The sequence below is a fragment of the Microbacterium wangchenii genome, assembly GCF_004564355.1.
GTDB lineage: Bacteria > Actinomycetota > Actinomycetes > Actinomycetales > Microbacteriaceae > Microbacterium > Microbacterium wangchenii.
On the sequence record NZ_CP038266.1, the window covers coordinates 1,633,101 to 1,649,276 of the forward strand.

General features: G+C 70.9%; 15 protein-coding genes. 10 read left to right on the plus strand and 5 right to left on the minus strand.

What is annotated here, in order from left to right; translation table 11 throughout:
- Positions 1–10 precede the first annotated feature (10 nt).
- From E4K62_RS07765 to tkt, 3 genes are read right to left on the minus strand one after another with little or no spacing between them, the layout of a single operon-like run.
- Positions 11–1,636: a glucose-6-phosphate isomerase gene (locus E4K62_RS07765; protein WP_135065775.1), complete on the minus strand. Its 1,626-nt coding sequence runs from the start codon at positions 1,634–1,636 to the stop codon at positions 11–13.
- Positions 1,633–2,754: a transaldolase gene (gene tal, locus E4K62_RS07770; protein ID WP_135065778.1), complete on the minus strand. Its 1,122-nt coding sequence runs from the start codon at positions 2,752–2,754 to the stop codon at positions 1,633–1,635. Before tal ends, E4K62_RS07765 begins: the two co-directional genes overlap by 4 nt.
- Entirely contained in the window at positions 2,751–4,847 is a 2,097-nt protein-coding gene (gene tkt, locus E4K62_RS07775) for a transketolase (protein WP_135065781.1), read from the minus strand. Before tkt ends, tal begins: the two co-directional genes overlap by 4 nt.
- A 213-nt stretch (positions 4,848–5,060) precedes the next feature.
- Between tkt and E4K62_RS07780 the strand changes: the two genes are divergently transcribed.
- Complete coding sequence (locus E4K62_RS07780; protein WP_135065784.1) at positions 5,061–5,987, plus strand: heme o synthase; 927 nt, start codon at positions 5,061–5,063, stop codon at positions 5,985–5,987.
- Positions 5,988–6,062: 75 nt separating this feature from the next.
- On the opposite strand, the gene E4K62_RS07785 is transcribed toward E4K62_RS07780, so the two are convergent.
- Together E4K62_RS07785 and E4K62_RS07790 are read right to left on the minus strand one after the other, a co-directional pair.
- Positions 6,063–6,497 (minus strand): dinucleotide-utilizing enzyme, encoded by a 435-nt coding sequence (locus E4K62_RS07785; RefSeq protein ID WP_135065787.1) that lies wholly within the window; start codon positions 6,495–6,497, stop codon positions 6,063–6,065.
- Between the two features lie 102 nt (positions 6,498–6,599).
- Positions 6,600–7,703 carry a COX15/CtaA family protein gene (locus E4K62_RS07790; protein WP_135065790.1) on the minus strand — a complete coding sequence of 368 codons (1,104 nt, stop codon included), beginning with the start codon at positions 7,701–7,703 and terminating at the stop codon, positions 6,600–6,602.
- Positions 7,704–7,947: 244 nt separating this feature from the next.
- On the opposite strand from E4K62_RS07790, the gene sufB reads away from it, so the two are divergent.
- From sufB to E4K62_RS07835, 9 genes are all read left to right on the plus strand, one after another.
- Positions 7,948–9,366 (plus strand): Fe-S cluster assembly protein SufB, encoded by a 1,419-nt coding sequence (gene sufB / locus E4K62_RS07795; RefSeq protein ID WP_135065793.1) that lies wholly within the window; start codon positions 7,948–7,950, stop codon positions 9,364–9,366.
- Positions 9,367–10,554: a Fe-S cluster assembly protein SufD gene (sufD, locus tag E4K62_RS07800; protein WP_135065796.1), complete on the plus strand. Its 1,188-nt coding sequence runs from the start codon at positions 9,367–9,369 to the stop codon at positions 10,552–10,554.
- Positions 10,551–10,877 (plus strand): non-heme iron oxygenase ferredoxin subunit, encoded by a 327-nt coding sequence (locus E4K62_RS07805; protein ID WP_135065799.1) that lies wholly within the window; start codon positions 10,551–10,553, stop codon positions 10,875–10,877. Before sufD ends, E4K62_RS07805 begins: the two co-directional genes overlap by 4 nt.
- The gene (gene sufC / locus E4K62_RS07810) at positions 10,878–11,651 is read left to right on the plus strand and encodes a Fe-S cluster assembly ATPase SufC (protein WP_135065802.1); all 774 of its coding nucleotides are present in this window, start codon (positions 10,878–10,880) and stop codon (positions 11,649–11,651) included.
- Positions 11,652–11,678: 27 nt separating this feature from the next.
- Positions 11,679–12,008, plus strand: a complete 330-nt coding sequence (locus tag E4K62_RS07815) for a metal-sulfur cluster assembly factor (protein ID WP_135065805.1) — start codon at positions 11,679–11,681, stop codon at positions 12,006–12,008.
- 40 nt (positions 12,009–12,048) lie between these two features.
- Positions 12,049–13,209 carry a MalY/PatB family protein gene (locus tag E4K62_RS07820; protein WP_135065808.1) on the plus strand — a complete coding sequence of 387 codons (1,161 nt, stop codon included), beginning with the start codon at positions 12,049–12,051 and terminating at the stop codon, positions 13,207–13,209.
- Positions 13,206–14,579, plus strand: coding sequence for an MFS transporter (locus E4K62_RS07825; RefSeq protein WP_135065811.1), 1,374 nt, complete (start codon positions 13,206–13,208; stop codon positions 14,577–14,579). Before E4K62_RS07820 ends, E4K62_RS07825 begins: the two co-directional genes overlap by 4 nt.
- 9 nt (positions 14,580–14,588) lie before the next feature.
- Entirely contained in the window at positions 14,589–15,320 is a 732-nt protein-coding gene (locus E4K62_RS07830) for a TetR/AcrR family transcriptional regulator C-terminal domain-containing protein (RefSeq protein ID WP_135065814.1), read from the plus strand.
- Between the two features lie 76 nt (positions 15,321–15,396).
- Positions 15,397–16,170 (plus strand): ABC transporter ATP-binding protein, encoded by a 774-nt coding sequence (locus E4K62_RS07835; protein WP_135065817.1) that lies wholly within the window; start codon positions 15,397–15,399, stop codon positions 16,168–16,170.
- Positions 16,171–16,176 lie beyond the last annotated feature (6 nt).

Here is a 16,176-nt window from a genome sequence, read left to right on the forward strand (position 1 = left end):
GCGCGTACCCTCACTGTGCGGCCTCGAAGAGGGAGAGCACGTCGACCTGCGGATCCGTGAGGGTCAGGGTCACGACCGGACGTCCGTGGCCCTCGGCCAGGACGGTCGCATCGCCGGCGGCCTGCGCCTGGATCAACTCCCCGAAGGTGAAGGGGCGACCGGGGATCTCCAGCTCGACGTCGGACTGCTCCGTGATCTGCAGGAACACCCCCACGGCGGGTCCGCCCTTGTGGTATTGGCCGGTGGAGTGCAGGAACCGTGGTCCCCATCCGAACGTCGTGGGCCGCCCGGAGTCGGCGGCGACGAGCTCGCGCAGGCCGTGCAGCTGCGGCACGGCCAGGCGGTTCACGTACGCCTGCACGGCGACGTATCCGTCGGCGGGGATGCGCGCCCACAGCGCGTCCAGCACGCCCGCGAGCGTGCCGGAGGCGGCCAGGGCGGGGTCGCTCACCCGCACCTCGACGCCGTCGTCGGTGACGAAGGCGGGAGCCGTGGGTTCGGGGCGGGCCTCCAGCAGTCCGCGCGCGGCGGCCTTGGCAGACTCGACGTCGGGCTGGTCGAACGGGTTGATCCCCAGCATCCGGCCCGCGATCGCGGTGGCGTACTCCCACACCACGAACTGCGCACCCAGGGAGCCGCTCACCAGGATCTCGCCGAAGTGGCGCTCGAAGAGGTGGAAGGCGTCGGCGTCGTCCACGAGCCGCAGGATCTGCAGGTCGGCGGGCGGGTTCTCCACCTCGGGGGAGACCGGCAGCAGGACCACGGGGAGGATGCCCGTGCCGTTCTTCCCGGTGGACTCGGCGATGAGCTGCTCGATCCAGTCGGGCAGGCCCACGATGTGGGTGCCGTCGCTGACCAGGCCCAGCTTGTCCTTGCGCGGATCGCCGCCGGCGATCGCGGCGGCCAGGGTGAGCGCCGGATTATCGCGGCCGTCGATGGCCACTTCCAGGAGGGTCGCCTCGGCCTCGTCCAGCAGATCGCCGATGTCGACGCCGGCCAGCCCCGCCGGCACGAGGCCGAAGGCGGTCAGCGCCGAGTAGCGCCCACCCACGTCGGGGTCGGCGTTGAACACGCGGTACCCGTCGGCGCGCGCGGACTGATCCAGCGGCGAGCCGGGGTCGGTCACCACGACGATGCGCTCGAGCGGGTCGATGCCCAGGTCGCGGAACGCCGCCTCGAAGGCGCGCTTGGCCGAGTCGGTCTCCACGGTCGAGCCCGACTTTGACGACACCACCAGCACGGTCTGCTGGAGCCCCCCGGCCTCGGCGTCGCCGTCGATCGCGGCGAGCACCTGTCCGGGGGAGGTGGAGTCCAGGATCACCAGCGGCACGCCGGCGGTCTGGGCGATCACCTCGGGGGCGAGCGAGGAGCCGCCCATCCCCGCCAGCACCACGCGCGTCACGCCTCGGGCGACGAGCTCGGCGCGCAGGGCCTCGATCTCGGGGACGAGGGGTCGCGAGACAGATACCGACTGCACCCAGCCCAGGCGCCGGGATGCCTCGTCCTCGGCGGCGGCGCCCCACAGCGTGGCGTCACCGGCGGTGACGCCCGACGCCACGAGCGAGGCGGCCAGCCCCGGCACGATCGAGTCCACGAGCTCCTTGGGTCGCCCGGAGACGTGGATCTCGAAACTCATCGAGCGGCCTCCGCGGTGCCCGCTTGCAGCGCCGTGGAGACCGTTTCCTGCAGCTCCTGCCACGAGGCGATGAACTTCTGGACGCCCTCATCCTCGAGCACCTGGGTGATGTCGGCGAAGTCGACCCCGGCGTCGGCCAGCTGGGCGAACACCTCGCGCGACTGCTCGTACGTGCCGGTGACGGTGTCGCCGCCGATGACCCCGTGATCGAACGTGGCCTCGAGCGTCTTCTCGGGCATCGTGTTCACCACACCGCGCGCGACGAGCTCGGTCACGTACAGGGTGTCCGGCAGAGCCGGGTCCTTGACGCCGGTGGAGGCCCACAGCGGGCGCTGCACCGTGGCGCCGGCGTCCAGCAGCGCCTTGGCGCGGTCGGAGGCGAACTCCTTCTGGTACAGCTCGTAGGCCAGCCGCGCGTTGGCGAGTCCGGCCTTGCCCTTGAGCGCCTCGGCCTCGGGGGTGCCGACGGCGGCGAGGCGCTTGTCGACCTCCGTGTCCACGCGTGAGACGAAGAACGACGCGACGGACTGCAGCGTGGAGATGTCGTGGCCGGCCGCCTTCGCCCGCTCGACGCCCGTGAGGTAGGCGTCGATGACCTCGGCGTACCGCTCGAGGCTGAAGATGAGGGTCACGTTGACGGAGATACCGGCGGCGATGACCTCGGTGATGGCGGGCAGGCCGGCCTTCGTCGCCGGGATCTTGATCAGGACGTTCGGCCGGTCCACGCGCGCGGCGAGGTCCTTCGCCTGTGCCACCGTCGCTGCGGTGTCGTGGGCGAGCTCGGGCGAGACCTCGATCGACACGCGACCGTCCACGCCCCCGGTCGCGGCGAACACCGGCGCGAACACGTCGGATGCGGCGCGCACGTCGTCGGTCGTGATCTCAAAGATCGCCTCGTCGGTGCTGGCGCCCTTGGCGGCCAGCTGCTGGACCTGCGCCTCGTAGGCCTCGCCCTGCGACAGCGCGCCGGCGAAGATCGTCGGGTTGGTCGTGACGCCACTGACGTTGCGCGTGGCGATGAGGTCGGCGAGGTTGCCCGTCAGGATCCGCTGGCGCGACAGGTCGTCGAGCCAGATGCTGACGCCTTCGTTGACGAGCTGGGCGGTGGGGGTGCTCATGCGTTCTCCTCGATGCTCTCGCGTGCCGCCTGCGCGACGGCCTCGGCGGTGATGCCGAACTTCTGGAACAGGGTCTTGTAATCGGCCGAGGCACCGAAGTGCTCGATGGAGACCGAGCGGCCGGTGTCGCCGACGATGCCTCGCCACGGAAGGGCGATGCCGGCCTCGACCGACACGCGCGCGCGCACCGACGGCGGCAGGACGGAGTCGCGGTACGCGGCGTCCTGCTCGTCGAACCACTCCAGCGACGGCGCAGACACCACGCGCGCGTTCACGCCCTCGGCGGCCAGCTGCTCGCGGGCGGCCACGGCGACCTGCACCTCGGATCCGGTCGCGATGAGGATGACGTCCGGCGTGCCGCTGGGGGCTTCGGCCAGCACGTAGGCACCGCGAACGGCGCCCTGCGCCGACGCGAACTCGTCGCCGCTGGCGTCGCCCTCTCCACGCGGGAACACCGGGATGTTCTGACGCGTGAGCGCCAGGCCTGTCGGTCCCGCCGTCCGCCGCAGGATCTCCAGCCACACCACGGCCGTCTCGTTCGCGTCGGCGGGGCGCACGAGCGTGAAGTTCGGGATGGCGCGGAGGGTAGCCAGCTGCTCGATCGGCTGGTGGGTGGGCCCGTCCTCGCCGAGGGCGACGGAGTCGTGCGTCCACACGAAGATCGACGGGATGTTCATCAGGGCGGCCAGGCGCACCGGCGGGCGCATGTAGTCGCTGAAGATGAGGAAGGTGCCGCCGAACGCGCGCGTCGGGCCGTGGAGCACGATGCCGTTGACGATGGAGCCCATCGCGTGCTCGCGGATGCCGAAGTGCAGCACGCGGCCGTACGGGGCCCCGTCCCACTCGTGCGTGGACCACTCCTGCGGGATGAAGGACTTCGCGTCCTTGATGGTGGTCAGGTTCGACTCGGCCAGGTCGGCCGACCCTCCCCACAGCTCGGGGAGCTCGGCGGCAAGGGCGTTGATGACGGTGCCGGAGGCCGCGCGCGTGGAGACCTCTTTGCCCGCCTCGAACGCCGGGAGGGCGTCGGCGATGTCGGCAGGGAGCTCCCGTGCCTGCAGGCGGTCCCACAGCGCCTTGCGCTCGGGGTTCGCCGCGGCCCACGCGTCGAACGCCTCCTGCCATGCGGCCTTCTCCGCCTCGCCGCGGGCGATGAGGCCGCGCGTGTGCTCGAGGACGTCGTCGGCGACGGCGAAGGTCTGCTCGGGGTCGAATCCGAGCACCTCCTTCGTGGCGCGCAGCTCGTCGGCGCCGAGGGCGGAGCCGTGGATCTTGCCGGTGTTCTGCTTGCCGGGGGAGGGCCACCCGATGATCGTCTTGAGGATGATGAGGGACGGCTTGTCGGTCTCGCCCTTGGCTGCCTCGATGGCGGCGTACAGCTCGTGGACGTCTTCGGCGTACTCGCCGGTCTTCTTCCAGTCCACCGTCTGCACATGCCAGCCGTACGCGTCGTAGCGCTGGGCGACGTCCTCGGTGAAGGCGACGTTCGTGTCGTCCTCGATGGAGATCTGGTTGGAGTCGTAGATGACGACGAGGTTGCCGAGGTTCTGGTGGCCCGCGAGCGAGGACGCCTCGCTCGTGACGCCCTCCTGGAGGTCGCCGTCGGAGGCGATCACGTACACGAAGTGGTCGAACGGGCTCTGGCCCGCGGGCGTCTCGGGGTCGAAGAGGCCGCGCTCGTAGCGGGCGGCGTAGGCGAAGCCGACCGAGGACGCCAGGCCCTGACCGAGCGGGCCGGTCGTGATCTCCACGCCGTCGGTGTGGCCGAACTCCGGGTGCCCCGGGGTCTTCGAGCCCCACGTGCGCAGCGCCTGCAGGTCGGAGAGCTCCAGGCCGAAACCGCCCAGGTACAGCTGGACGTACTGCGTGAGGGAGGAGTGACCCGCCGAGAGGATGAAGCGGTCACGTCCCGGCCAGTGCGGGTCGGCGGGGTCATGGCGCAGGACCCGCTGATACAGCAGGTACGCGGCGGGGGCGAGGCTCATCGCGGTGCCGGGGTGGCCGTTGCCCACCTTCTCCACGGCATCCGCCGCAAGCACCCGCGCGGTGTCGACCGCGCGCCCATCGATTTCATCCCATTGCAAGTCCGACACCCGGTCGCCTTTCTCGATCCCTGCGCCCAACCGCATGCGATCCGCGGCCTCGATCGTCGAGGGTCAGGGGGAGATGCGCTGGGCGCGCGTTGGTTGTCAGCATAGCGAAGGAGGGCACCGCCGGGGCCGGGATGACGCTCGCGGGCGGGCCGGGGCACACGCGCCCATGGCCTAGACTCGGAAGGACCTGGACAGAGCGCGATACGGGGAGCGATGGACATCTCTACGACGACGCACACGGCCCTGCCGACGGTGCGTCGCTCCGCCGGACGCACCGTGCGTGCGTACATCACGCTCACCAAGCCGCGCGTGCTCGAGCTGCTGCTGGTGACCACCGTTCCGGTGATGATCCTCGCCCAGAACGGCCTGCCGGATCTGTGGCTGGTGCTGGCGACCGTCATCGGCGGTTCGCTCAGCGCGGGCTCTGCCGCGGCGTTCAACATGTACCTGGACCGCGACATCGACGCGCACATGCAGCGCACCGAGAACCGGCCGCTCGTGACCGGCGAGGTCTCTCCGCGCGGCGCGCTCATCTTCGCCTGGACCCTCGCGGTGGTCTCCACCGTGTGGCTCCTGCTGACGACGAACTGGGTCGCTGCGACCCTGTCGGCCACCGCCATCTTCTTCTACGTCGTGATCTACACGATGATCCTCAAGCGCCGCACCGAGCAGAACATCGTGTGGGGCGGCATCGCGGGCTGCTTCCCGGTGCTGATCGGCTGGTCCGCGGTGACCGGGACGCTCAGCTGGGCCGCCCTCATCCTGTTCGTGCTGGTGTTCCTGTGGACGCCGCCGCACTACTGGCCGCTGTCGATGAAGTACAAGGACCAGTACGAAGAGGTCGACGTGCCCATGCTCGGCGCCACGCGCAGCGGCTCGCAGGTGGGCCTGCAGGTCATTCTGTACGCGTGGGCGACCGTCGCGTGCTCGCTGCTGCTGATTCCGGTGGCATCGATGGGTCTGCTCTACTCCGTGTCGTCGCTGGTGTTCGGCGGCTGGTTCATCTACGAGTCGCACCGGCTGTACTCCCGCGCCGTGCGAGGCACCGAGCCGCGTCCGATGCGCGTGTTCCACGCATCGATCACGTACCTGACGCTGCTGTTCGTGGCCATCGCGGTCGACCCGCTGCTGCCCTTCTGACGCGGCACCCGCCGAAACGGACGATCCCGCCGGAAACCGCATAGCGGTTCCTCGGCGGGATCGTCTCCTCGTGGATCAGTCGCGCGCGCCCCGGGGCGGCGGCGCGTCGCTGGGGGTCTCCACATCGGGGTCCTCCGCGATGACGGGGGCAGCATGAGTGGAAGCTTCGCCTGCTGCGGGGGAGAGGACCTCGTCGGCTGCGGAGTCGTCCTCGGTCCACTCGACCGTCTCCACGACCTCACCGGTGGGCAGCAGCGAGCGCAGGGCCGCGAGCGTGAGGGCCAGCAGCAGGCCCACGAGACCGGCGCCGAGGACGACGGCACCGGCCGTGGCGGCGGGCGGGCCGATGTAGACCGCGATGGCCCCTTCGGCGGTCTGGCTGCGGATACCGGATTCGATGCGGCCGAGGTGGTCGAGGACGAGCCAGGCGCCGACACCCGTGAGGGCGAGGGATCCGACGACGAGCACCCAGAACGGGATGCTGCGCACGAGGCTGGGGCGGGAGGTCATAACGGGGGCTCCTAGCGTGGATTGCCGGGCCCGATCGGCCGCGGCATCCCTCCAGCTTGACCGATGGGGCCGGATATCACCACGGCCCTGCCGATGGATCCGCTATGAGTGAACCCTGTCGCGTGCTGCGACCGGGCGCTTGAGCCGCAGCACGAGCACGGTGTACGCCGCTGCCGACAGTGCGGCGAGCACCATGTGGATGCCGACGAGGATCTCGGGAAGCCCCGCTCGCGCCTGCCACACCCCCACCGCGACCTGCACCGCGATCGCCGCGACCAGGACGAGGAGCCAGCGGCGCGGCTCGAGCCGGAGGAGCCAGGCCGAGACGGTGAGCGCGGCGACGAGGGCGGCGAGGATGTACCCGGGCCACGCGTGCACGTGCGCGAGCACGGTGGCGTCGAATCCCTCGCGGACGATGTCGGCGTCGCCGGAGTGGGGGCCGGAGCCCGTGGTGAGCACGCCGAAGAAGATCGTCGCGGCCAGCGCGACGCCGGTGACATGGGTGAGGGCCGCGAACCACGCCGGCACGACCCGCACACGCGGACCGGCGGCCGTCCACATCCGCACGAGGTAGGCGGCGGTCACGCACGACAGCAGCAGCGATGCCGTGTAGTGGAAGCCCACCACGAACGGGTTCAGATCGCTCACGACGGCGAGTCCGCCGACGACGGCCTGCGCCATGACCCCGGCCAGCGTGATCCACGCGAGGGCGGCGAGGTCGCGACGCCGCGGCGTGCGTCGCAGCGAGCCGATCGCGGCGATGACGACCGCGAGCAGCAGCGCGCCGGACGCGAAGCCGAACGCGGGCAGCCCGAACGGCGCCGTGACGGCGTACGCCGCCACGGCGGCGATCACCCCGACTCCGGCGGCCCACAACGCGCGCGTGACGAGGGGGCGTCCGGCGACGGCGTGCAGCGTGAGGAGGAGGACGGCCAAGGCGAGGATGCCGACGACTCCGGTCATGGTCCGGTTGCCGAACTCGATGATGCCGTGGATCCCCTGTTCGGGGAGGGGGACGAGCGACTCCGGCGTGCACAGCGGCCACTCCGTGCAGCCGAGGCCGGAGCCGGTCAGTCGCACGGCGCCGCCGGTTCCGATGATGATGACCTCCGCCGCGAACGACAACCACGCCAGCACCCGCAGGGCGCGGGAGGGGGTGACGTCAGGGACCTCGACCGCGGGGAGGGGGGTGGCGGTGCGGGACATCAGAGCGACGTTCTCCTCGAGGGGTGCGGCGGGCCGGGCGGCGGCCCCGGGGAAGGGCCGGAACCTGTAGAATCAAGGGGTTCGGGATGCGGCGCTTGCGCGTTCCGCATCACTGACAGTCTAGGCGCGAGAACTGCGCCACAGAGCGGGCCCACCAGCGGCGTCCCCCCTCCGGAACTCCACGGAGGACGTGGAATGCCGGAGCGGATCACACCGTTGCGGCCCGAGAGGAGAGTGACCCGATATGGCTGATGTCCTGATCGACCGGCCCGAACTCGAGAGCCTCGGAGTCTACGAGTTCGGATGGCACGACCCCGACGCTGCGGGCGCGAGCGCGAAACGAGGTCTCAGTGAGGCCGTCGTGCGTGACATCTCCGCGCTCAAGGCCGAGCCGGAATGGATGCTGAAGACCCGTCTGAAGGGGCTGCAGCTGTTCGGTCGCAAGCCGATGCCGACGTGGGGCGCCGACCTCAGCGACATCGACTTCGAGAACATCAAGTACTTCGTCCGCTCCACCGAGAAGCAGGCGCAGACGTGGGAAGACCTCCCCGACGACATCCGCAACACGTACGAGCGCCTCGGCATCCCCGAGGCCGAGCGCCAGCGCCTGGTCTCCGGCGTCGCCGCGCAGTACGAGTCCGAGGTCGTGTACCACCAGATCAACGAGCAGCTCGAGGCCCAGGGCGTCATCTTCATGGACACCGACACGGCGCTGCGCGAGCACCCCGAGTTCTTCGAGGAGTACTTCGGCACCGTCATCCCCGCCGGCGACAACAAGTTCGCGGCGCTGAACACCGCGGTGTGGTCGGGCGGCTCGTTCGTCTACGTGCCGCCGGGTGTCCACGTGGAGATCCCGCTGCAGGCGTACTTCCGGATCAACACCGAGAACATGGGGCAGTTCGAGCGGACGCTCATCATCGCCGACGAAGGCTCCTACGTGCACTACATCGAGGGCTGCACGGCGCCGATCTACAAGAGCGACTCGCTGCACTCGGCCGTCGTGGAGATCATCGTGAAGAAGAACGCCCGCGTGCGCTACACGACGATCCAGAACTGGTCGAACAACGTGTACAACCTCGTCACCAAGCGTGCGGTCGCGCACGAGGGCGCGACGATGGAGTGGGTCGACGGCAACATCGGCTCGAAGGTCACGATGAAGTACCCGTCGATCTTTCTCATGGGCGAGCACGCCAAGGGCGAGACGCTGTCGGTCGCCTTCGCGGGCCCCGGCCAGCACCAGGACGCCGGCGCGAAGATGATCCACATGGCTCCGTACACGCAGTCCTCGATCGTCTCGAAGTCGATCGCACGCGGCGGCGGGCGAGCCGGCTACCGCGGTGAGGTGCGGGTGGACGCCAACGCCCATCACTCCGCCAACACCGTGCGCTGCGACGCGCTCCTGGTGGACTCCATCTCCCGCAGCGACACCTACCCGGCCATCGACATCCGCGTCGACGACGTGCAGCTCGGCCACGAGGCCACCGTCTCCAAGGTCAGCGAGGAGCAGCTGTTCTACCTGCAGTCCCGCGGCATGCCCGAGGACGAGGCGATGGCGATGATCGTGCGCGGGTTCATCGAGCCGATCGCGCGGGAGCTGCCCATGGAGTACGCCCTCGAACTCAACAAGCTCATCGAGATGGGCATGGAAGGATCCGTCGGCTAAATGACGACCACGACCACCCCCCTGCCGGGAAGCCGAGCGCACACCGACGGAGGATGGGGCCGGGCCGACGCGCCTGCCGCGCCCATCCAGACGCGTTCGGAGCGACCCTGGTCCTTCGACCCCGCCGACTTCGGGGCCCCCTCGGGCCGCGAGGTGAACTGGAAGCACACTCCCATCGAGCGCCTGCGCGGCGTGCTGACGCCGGGCGAGGACTCCTCCGCCGTCCGCATCGACGCCGGCGCCGCAGCCGCCTACGTCGTGTCCGACACCGGCACGCGGGGGGAGTTCTTCCGCCCGGAGGACCTGCCCGCCGCGATCGCGTGGCAGCGTGACACCGCGGGCCTGCACGTGCGCATCCCCGCCGGGCAGGAGCTGCCCGAGCCGTTGCGCATCGATCTCGTGGGTGAGCGCACCGACGGCTTCGGCGCGGCCCACATCGTGCTGGAGGCGCAGCCGAACGCACGCGCCACGGTCGTGCTGTATCACTCCGGCTCGGCGCAGTACGCGCAGAACGTCGAGATCCTCGTGCGCGACGGCGCGGCTCTCACGGTCATCACTGTGCAGCGCTGGGACGACGACGCCGTGCATGCGGCCACCCACCAGGCCCGCGTGGACCGCGACGCCAAGCTCACCCACGTCGTGGTGACCCTCGGCGGCGGCGTCGTGCGCGTGAACCCGTCGGTGGAGCTGTCCGGACCGGGCGCCGAAGGCCGCCTGTTCGGACTGTCCTTCGCCGACGCCGGCCAGCACTTCGAGTCGCAGGTGTACCTGCACCACAAGGGCCCGCACACCGTCGGCGACGTGCTCTACAAGGGTGCGCTGCAGGGCGTGGGCGCCCGCAGCGTGTGGATCGGCGACGTACTGATCGGCCGGGATGCCGTGGGCACCGACTCGTACGAGGCCAACCGCAACCTCGTGCTCACCGACGGAGCCCGTGCCGACAGCATCCCGAACCTCGAGATCGAGACGGGCGAGATCGTCGGCGCCGGGCACGCGAGCGCGACGGGCCGGTTCGACGACGAGCAGTTGTTCTACCTGCAGGCGCGCGGCATCGACGAGGAAGAAGCCCGGCGCCTGGTGGTGCTCGGCTTCCTCAGCGAGATCGTCCAGCGCATCGGCGTGCCCGATCTGGAGGCGGAGCTGACCGAGGCGATCGAGCGCGAACTCCTCGAGGGAGCCGCGCTGTGAGCGCCGAGCGGGCCTGCGCCCTCAGCGAGCTGGAGACCGACACGCCGCTGCGCGTGGAGATCGGCGGCAAGCCCATCTCGATCGTCCTCGATTCCGACGGCGAGGTGCACGCGATCGGCGACACGTGCACGCACGGCGACATCTCCCTCTCCGAGGGATTCGTCGACGGCGACACTCTGGAGTGCTGGGCGCACGGCTCGGCGTTCTCGCTGCGCACCGGACACCCCCTGAACCTCCCGGCCTTCGAGCCGGTGCCCGTCTACGTCGTCGAGATCGACGGCGACGACGTGCTCATCGACCCCACCCGAACGAAGGAAGTCTGAATGTCTGTCCTCGAGATCCGCGACCTGCACGTGACGGTCGAGACGGATGCGGGCACCACGCCCATCCTCAACGGCGTCACGCTGACGATCCGCACGGGCCAGACCCACGCGATCATGGGCCCCAACGGCTCCGGCAAGTCCACCCTGGCGTACACGATCGCCGGTCACCCCAAGTACACCGTGACCTCCGGCTCGATCACGCTGGACGGCGAGGACGTGCTGGCCATGAGCGTGGACGAGCGTGCCCGCGCGGGCCTGTTCCTGGCGATGCAGTACCCGGTGGAGATCCCCGGCGTCACGGTGACGAACTTCCTCCGCACCGCCAAGACGGCGATCGAGGGGGAGGCGCCCAGCATCCGCGGGTGGACCAAGGACGTCAAGGAGGCCATGAAGAACCTCCGCATGGACCCCAAGTTCGCCCAGCGCAACGTCAACGAGGGCTTCTCCGGTGGTGAGAAGAAGCGTCACGAGATCCTGCAGCTCGAGCTGCTCAAGCCGAAGATCGCCGTGCTGGACGAGACCGACTCCGGCCTGGACGTCGACGCGCTGAAGATAGTGTCGGAGGGCGTCAACCGCGCGAAGGCCGAGAGCGACCTGGGAGTGCTGCTCATCACGCACTACACCCGCATCCTCCGCTACATCCGTCCCGACTTCGTGCACGTCATCGTCAGCGGGCGCATCGTCGAGGAGGGCGGCCCCGAACTGGCCGACCGGCTCGAGGAAGAGGGCTACGACCGCTTCATCACCGAGGCCGGCACCTCGGTCGATGCCTGACGGCGCCCCGGCGCGTAGGATCGTTACATGACCGCAACACTCGCTCCCGAGAAATTCGACGAGGTCACCGAGGCCCTCAAGGACGTCATGGACCCCGAACTGGGGATCAACGTCGTCGACCTGGGTCTCATCTACGACCTCGGGTGGGACGACGAGAACGACGCGCTGGTCATCCACATGACCCTCACGTCGGCCGGCTGCCCGCTCACCGACGTGCTGGAGGAGCAGACCGCACAGGCCCTGGACAACGTCGTGGAGCGGTTCCGCATCAACTGGGTGTGGATGCCGCCGTGGGGTCCCGAGCGGATCACCGACGACGGGCGCGACATGATGCGCGCGCTCGGCTTCGCGATCTGAGCGGCTCGCCGCGCGCCCGCGCTCGTCGTAGGCTCTTGCAGTGAGCGTCACCCCCCTTCAGGCCCTGCCCCTCGATCAGCTGCGTGAACGCACCAGCGCGAAGTGGCGGACCTACCCCGACGACGTGCTGCCGCTGTTCGTCGCGGAGACCGATTTCCCCCTCGCCCCCGCGATCACTCGCGCCCTCGCGGACGCCGTGCGCCTGGGCGACACCGGCTACACCGGGCCGGACCCGGGGCTGCGGGCCGCGTACGCGGGCTTCGCGCGGCGCCGCTTCGGCTGGAGCCCGGACCCTGCCCGCATGAGGTCGACGTGCGACGTCATGATGGGCATCGTCGAGGTGCTCCGCGGCGTCCTGGACCCGGGCGACCGCGTGATCGTGACGCCGCCGGTGTACCCGCCGTTCTACGACGGCATCCCCGAGGCCGGCGGAGTCGTCGAGCGCGCGCCGCTGCGCGACACGGGGGAGGGCTGGGAGCTGGACCTGGGCGGCATCGATGCGGCGCTGGCCGGCGGCGCCCGTGCGGTGCTCCTGTGCAACCCGCACAACCCGACCGGCACCGTGCACTCCCGCGAGACCCTCGCCGAGCTTGCCGCGATCGCCGCGCGACACGGTGCCGTCGTCCTCAGCGACGAGATCCATGCCCCGCTCACGCAGCCGGAAGCGACGTTCACGCCGTTCCTGTCGGTGTCCGAGGAGGCCGCCCGCGTCGGGTTGGCGCTCGTCAGCGCCAGCAAGGCGTTCAATCTCGCCGGGCTCAAGTGCGCGCTCATGGTGGCCTCATCCGAGGAGCACGCGGCTGTCCTGCGGGCGATGCCCGCCGAGGTGGAATGGCGTACCGGCCACTTCGGTGCCCTGGCCTCCGTCGCCGCGTTCGCGCCGGAGAGCGACGCGTGGCTGGACGCCCTCCTGGCTGCGCTGGATGAGAACCGGCGGCTTCTGGCCGAGCTCCTCGCCGAGCACGTGCCCGGAGCGCGCTATCGCATCCCGGACGCGGGCTTCCTCGCGTGGATCGACCTGTCGGCACTGGGATGGGGCGAGAACCCGGCCCGCCGCATCCGCCGCGAGGCGCGCGTCGCGCTGCACCACGGCCCGATGTTCGGCGACGAGGGCACCGGTCATGTGCGGCTGAACTTCGGCTGCAGCCCGGAGGTGCTCCGCGAGGCCGTCGCGCGCATCGGCGCGCTGGTGCGCTCGTGACCACCGACACGCGGACGGCGACGGGCATCTGGAGCGCGCAGTACGTCTGGGTCACTGTCGGCGCGCTGGGCCTCATCCTCCTGGCCGCCATCCAGTCGCTGGCCGTCACGACCGTCATGCCGGTGGTCAGCGCCGATCTGGACGGCGAGGCGCTGTACGCCGTCGCCTTCTCGGGGACCCTCGCCACGAGTGTCATCGGCATGGTGGTCGCGGGGGCCTGGTGCGACCGGGCCGGCGTGCTCGCGCCGCTGACCACGGCGGTGGTGCTGTTCCTGGCGGGGCTCGTCGTCGCAGGCCTTGCCGGCTCGATGGAGCTCCTCGTCGTCGGCCGCCTGGTCCAGGGGCTGGGCACGGGCGGTCAGACCGTCGCGCTGTACGTCGTCGTAGCGCGGGTGTATCCGGCGGCGCTGCACGGACGGGTGTTCGCCGCCTTCGCCGCCGCGTGGGTCGTGCCCTCGCTGATCGGCCCGTTCCTGGCCGGCGCGGTGACGGAGTTCCTGCACTGGCGCTGGGTGTTCCTCGGGGTGGCGGGGCTCACCGTCGTCGCGTACGTCATGGTCGTCGCGCGGCTGCACGCCCTCCCGCTGCGCCCGGACGAGCCGGCGCGCGGAGGCATCGGATCGCGCCTGGCATGCGCCGTGGCCGTCGCGGTGGCGGCCCTCGCCCTGGGGCTCTCGGGCGCGCTCGGGGCCTGGGCGTGGGCCGGAGTGGCGGCCTCGGTCGTGGTGATCGTGGTCGCGGTGCGCCCGCTCCTCCCGGCCGGAACGCTGCGTGCCGGCCGCGGACTGCCCAGCGTCGTGCTGATGCGGGGCCTCATCGCCGGCGCACTGTTCGGCGCCGAGGTGTACGTGCCCTACCTGCTGATCGACGACTACGGGTTCTCGCCGACGTGGGCGGGCCTCGGACTGACAGCCGCCGCGCTGGCATGGGCCGCCGGCGCGGAGGTGCAGGGGCGCGTCGGAGACCGGCTCGGCAACGCGCGCCTGACCGGGATGGGGATCACGATGCTAGTGGCGGCGACCACGGCGGCCTTCCTCACGACGGTGCTGCACCTGCACCCCGGTGTCCTGATCGCCGGGTGGGCGCTGGCGGGAGCGGGTATGGGCCTGATGTACTCGCGGCTGACCGTTCTGACGCTCGCCTACTCGACGCCGCAGACCCAGGGGTTCTCCTCATCCGCCCTGTCGATCTCCGATGCGCTGGGCTCGGCGATGACGATCGCCATGATGGGCCTGGTCTTCACCGCGCTGGCCGGGTCGGGCCTGGGGTTCCCCGCCGTGTTCGCGATCGCGACGGCGCTCGCCCTCCTGGCCCTGGTCCCCGGACTCCGGCTCGGGCATGCGCGCGAGCTCCGCGGGGGCCGAGGATAGGCTGCGACGATGACCGAGCGATCCACGGGCGCGCCTCTCCCGCGCGGGCTGCGCCAGGCTTGGGGGCTGGACACGACGGCCGGCCGGCCGGGACCGAAGGCGATGCTGAGCCTTGCCGGCATCGCAGCCTCGGCGATCGCGCTGGCCGATGCCGAGGGGGCTGAGGCGCTTTCCCTGGGGCGGATCGCCGAGCGGCTGGGGGTGACCACGAACGCCCTGTACCGGTACGTCGACTCCCGCGACGACCTGGACGTCATCGTGCACGACCACGCGCTCGGCGCTCCGCCGCGCATTCCGGACGGCGCGGACTGGGTGGAGGCGGCGGCTGCATGGTGCCGCGCCCTGCGGGACAGGTACGCACGCCACCCGTGGCTCAGCGACATGCGCGTCCGCATCCCGTTCGCGCCCCACTCGCTCGCGTGGCTGGAGGATCTCCTCGAACGCCTGGAGGGCAGCGGGCTCGGTGACCGGGAGAGGCTGCAGGCCGCCGGACTCCTGGACGGATATGTGCGCACGCGCGCCGGCGCGGCCCGCGATCTTCTGCGTGCAGACGCCGGCACGCCCGACGCGGGCGAGGTCATCGAGCGGATCGGACCCGACCTCTTCGCGGCGCGTGTCCCGCGAGTGGCCTCCCTCATCTCCGCTGGCCTGTACCGCACTCCGCACGAGGTCGCGGAGGAGGACTTCGAGTTCGGGCTGGACCGGATCCTCTCCGGGCTCCGCCGACTCGCCGGCGGCTGACGCACCTCTTCCCGCGCACATCCGATCTGTGTACGCTACGAACTGTTCGTAGTGATCACAGATCGGGGAACGCGGCATGAGCGCGACGGCGACGAGCGAGCGGGGAGCAGGTGCCACCCCGGTGGCGCTGGAGCAGATCACCAAGACCTACGGTGCGGGCGCCGGCACGGTGCGGGCTCTGGACGGGGTCAGCCTCGTGCTGCCGGAGGGCTCGTTCACCGCGGTGATGGGGCCGTCCGGATCGGGCAAGAGCACGCTGCTGCACTGCGCGGCGGGACTGGATGCGCCGACGACCGGCCGCGCCGTCCTGGTCGGGCAGGACCTGACCGGGCTCTCGGAGGACGCGCTGACCCGGTTGCGCCGGGATCACGTCGCATTCGTGTTCCAATCCTTCAACCTCATCCCCACCCTGACGGCCGCGCAGAACGTCGCCCTCCCCGAGATCCTCGCCGGGCGCCGGCCCGACGAGCGCGCCATCGACGCCGCCCTGGACCGCGTCGGGCTGGCCGACCGGCGGCGCCACCGCCCGAGCGAGCTCTCCGGTGGGCAGCAGCAGCGCGTGGCGATCGCGCGGGCGCTGGCAGCCAGGGCGGCGGTCCTGTTCGCCGACGAGCCCACCGGCGCCCTGGACACGCGAACAGCCGCCAGTATCCTCGAGCTGCTGCGCGCAGCCGCCGTCGAGGACGGGCAGACGATTCTGATGACCACGCACGACCCGGTGGCCGCCTCCTCCGCCGACACCGTGATCTTCCTCGTCGACGGGCGGATCGTGGAGCAGATGACCCGGCCCTCCGCCGACCGGATCGCAGCCCGCCTCTCCCACCTGTCCTCCGACGAGAGGGCGCGGTGATCCCGC

Coding starts and splice junctions, on each gene's coding strand:
- E4K62_RS07765 (WP_135065775.1), bottom strand. CDS start 1,636: ATGAGTTTCGAGATCCACGTCTCCGGGCGACCCAAGGAGCTCGTGGAC.
- tal (WP_135065778.1), bottom strand. CDS start 2,754: ATGAGCACCCCCACCGCCCAGCTCGTCAACGAAGGCGTCAGCATCTGG.
- E4K62_RS07780 (WP_135065784.1), top strand. CDS start 5,061: ATGGACATCTCTACGACGACGCACACGGCCCTGCCGACGGTGCGTCGC.
- E4K62_RS07785 (WP_135065787.1), bottom strand. CDS start 6,497: ATGACCTCCCGCCCCAGCCTCGTGCGCAGCATCCCGTTCTGGGTGCTC.
- E4K62_RS07790 (WP_135065790.1), bottom strand. CDS start 7,703: ATGTCCCGCACCGCCACCCCCCTCCCCGCGGTCGAGGTCCCTGACGTC.
- sufB (WP_135065793.1), top strand. CDS start 7,948: ATGGCTGATGTCCTGATCGACCGGCCCGAACTCGAGAGCCTCGGAGTC.
- sufD (WP_135065796.1), top strand. CDS start 9,367: ATGACGACCACGACCACCCCCCTGCCGGGAAGCCGAGCGCACACCGAC.
- sufC (WP_135065802.1), top strand. CDS start 10,878: ATGTCTGTCCTCGAGATCCGCGACCTGCACGTGACGGTCGAGACGGAT.
- E4K62_RS07815 (WP_135065805.1), top strand. CDS start 11,679: ATGACCGCAACACTCGCTCCCGAGAAATTCGACGAGGTCACCGAGGCC.
- E4K62_RS07830 (WP_135065814.1), top strand. CDS start 14,589: ATGACCGAGCGATCCACGGGCGCGCCTCTCCCGCGCGGGCTGCGCCAG.
- E4K62_RS07835 (WP_135065817.1), top strand. CDS start 15,397: ATGAGCGCGACGGCGACGAGCGAGCGGGGAGCAGGTGCCACCCCGGTG.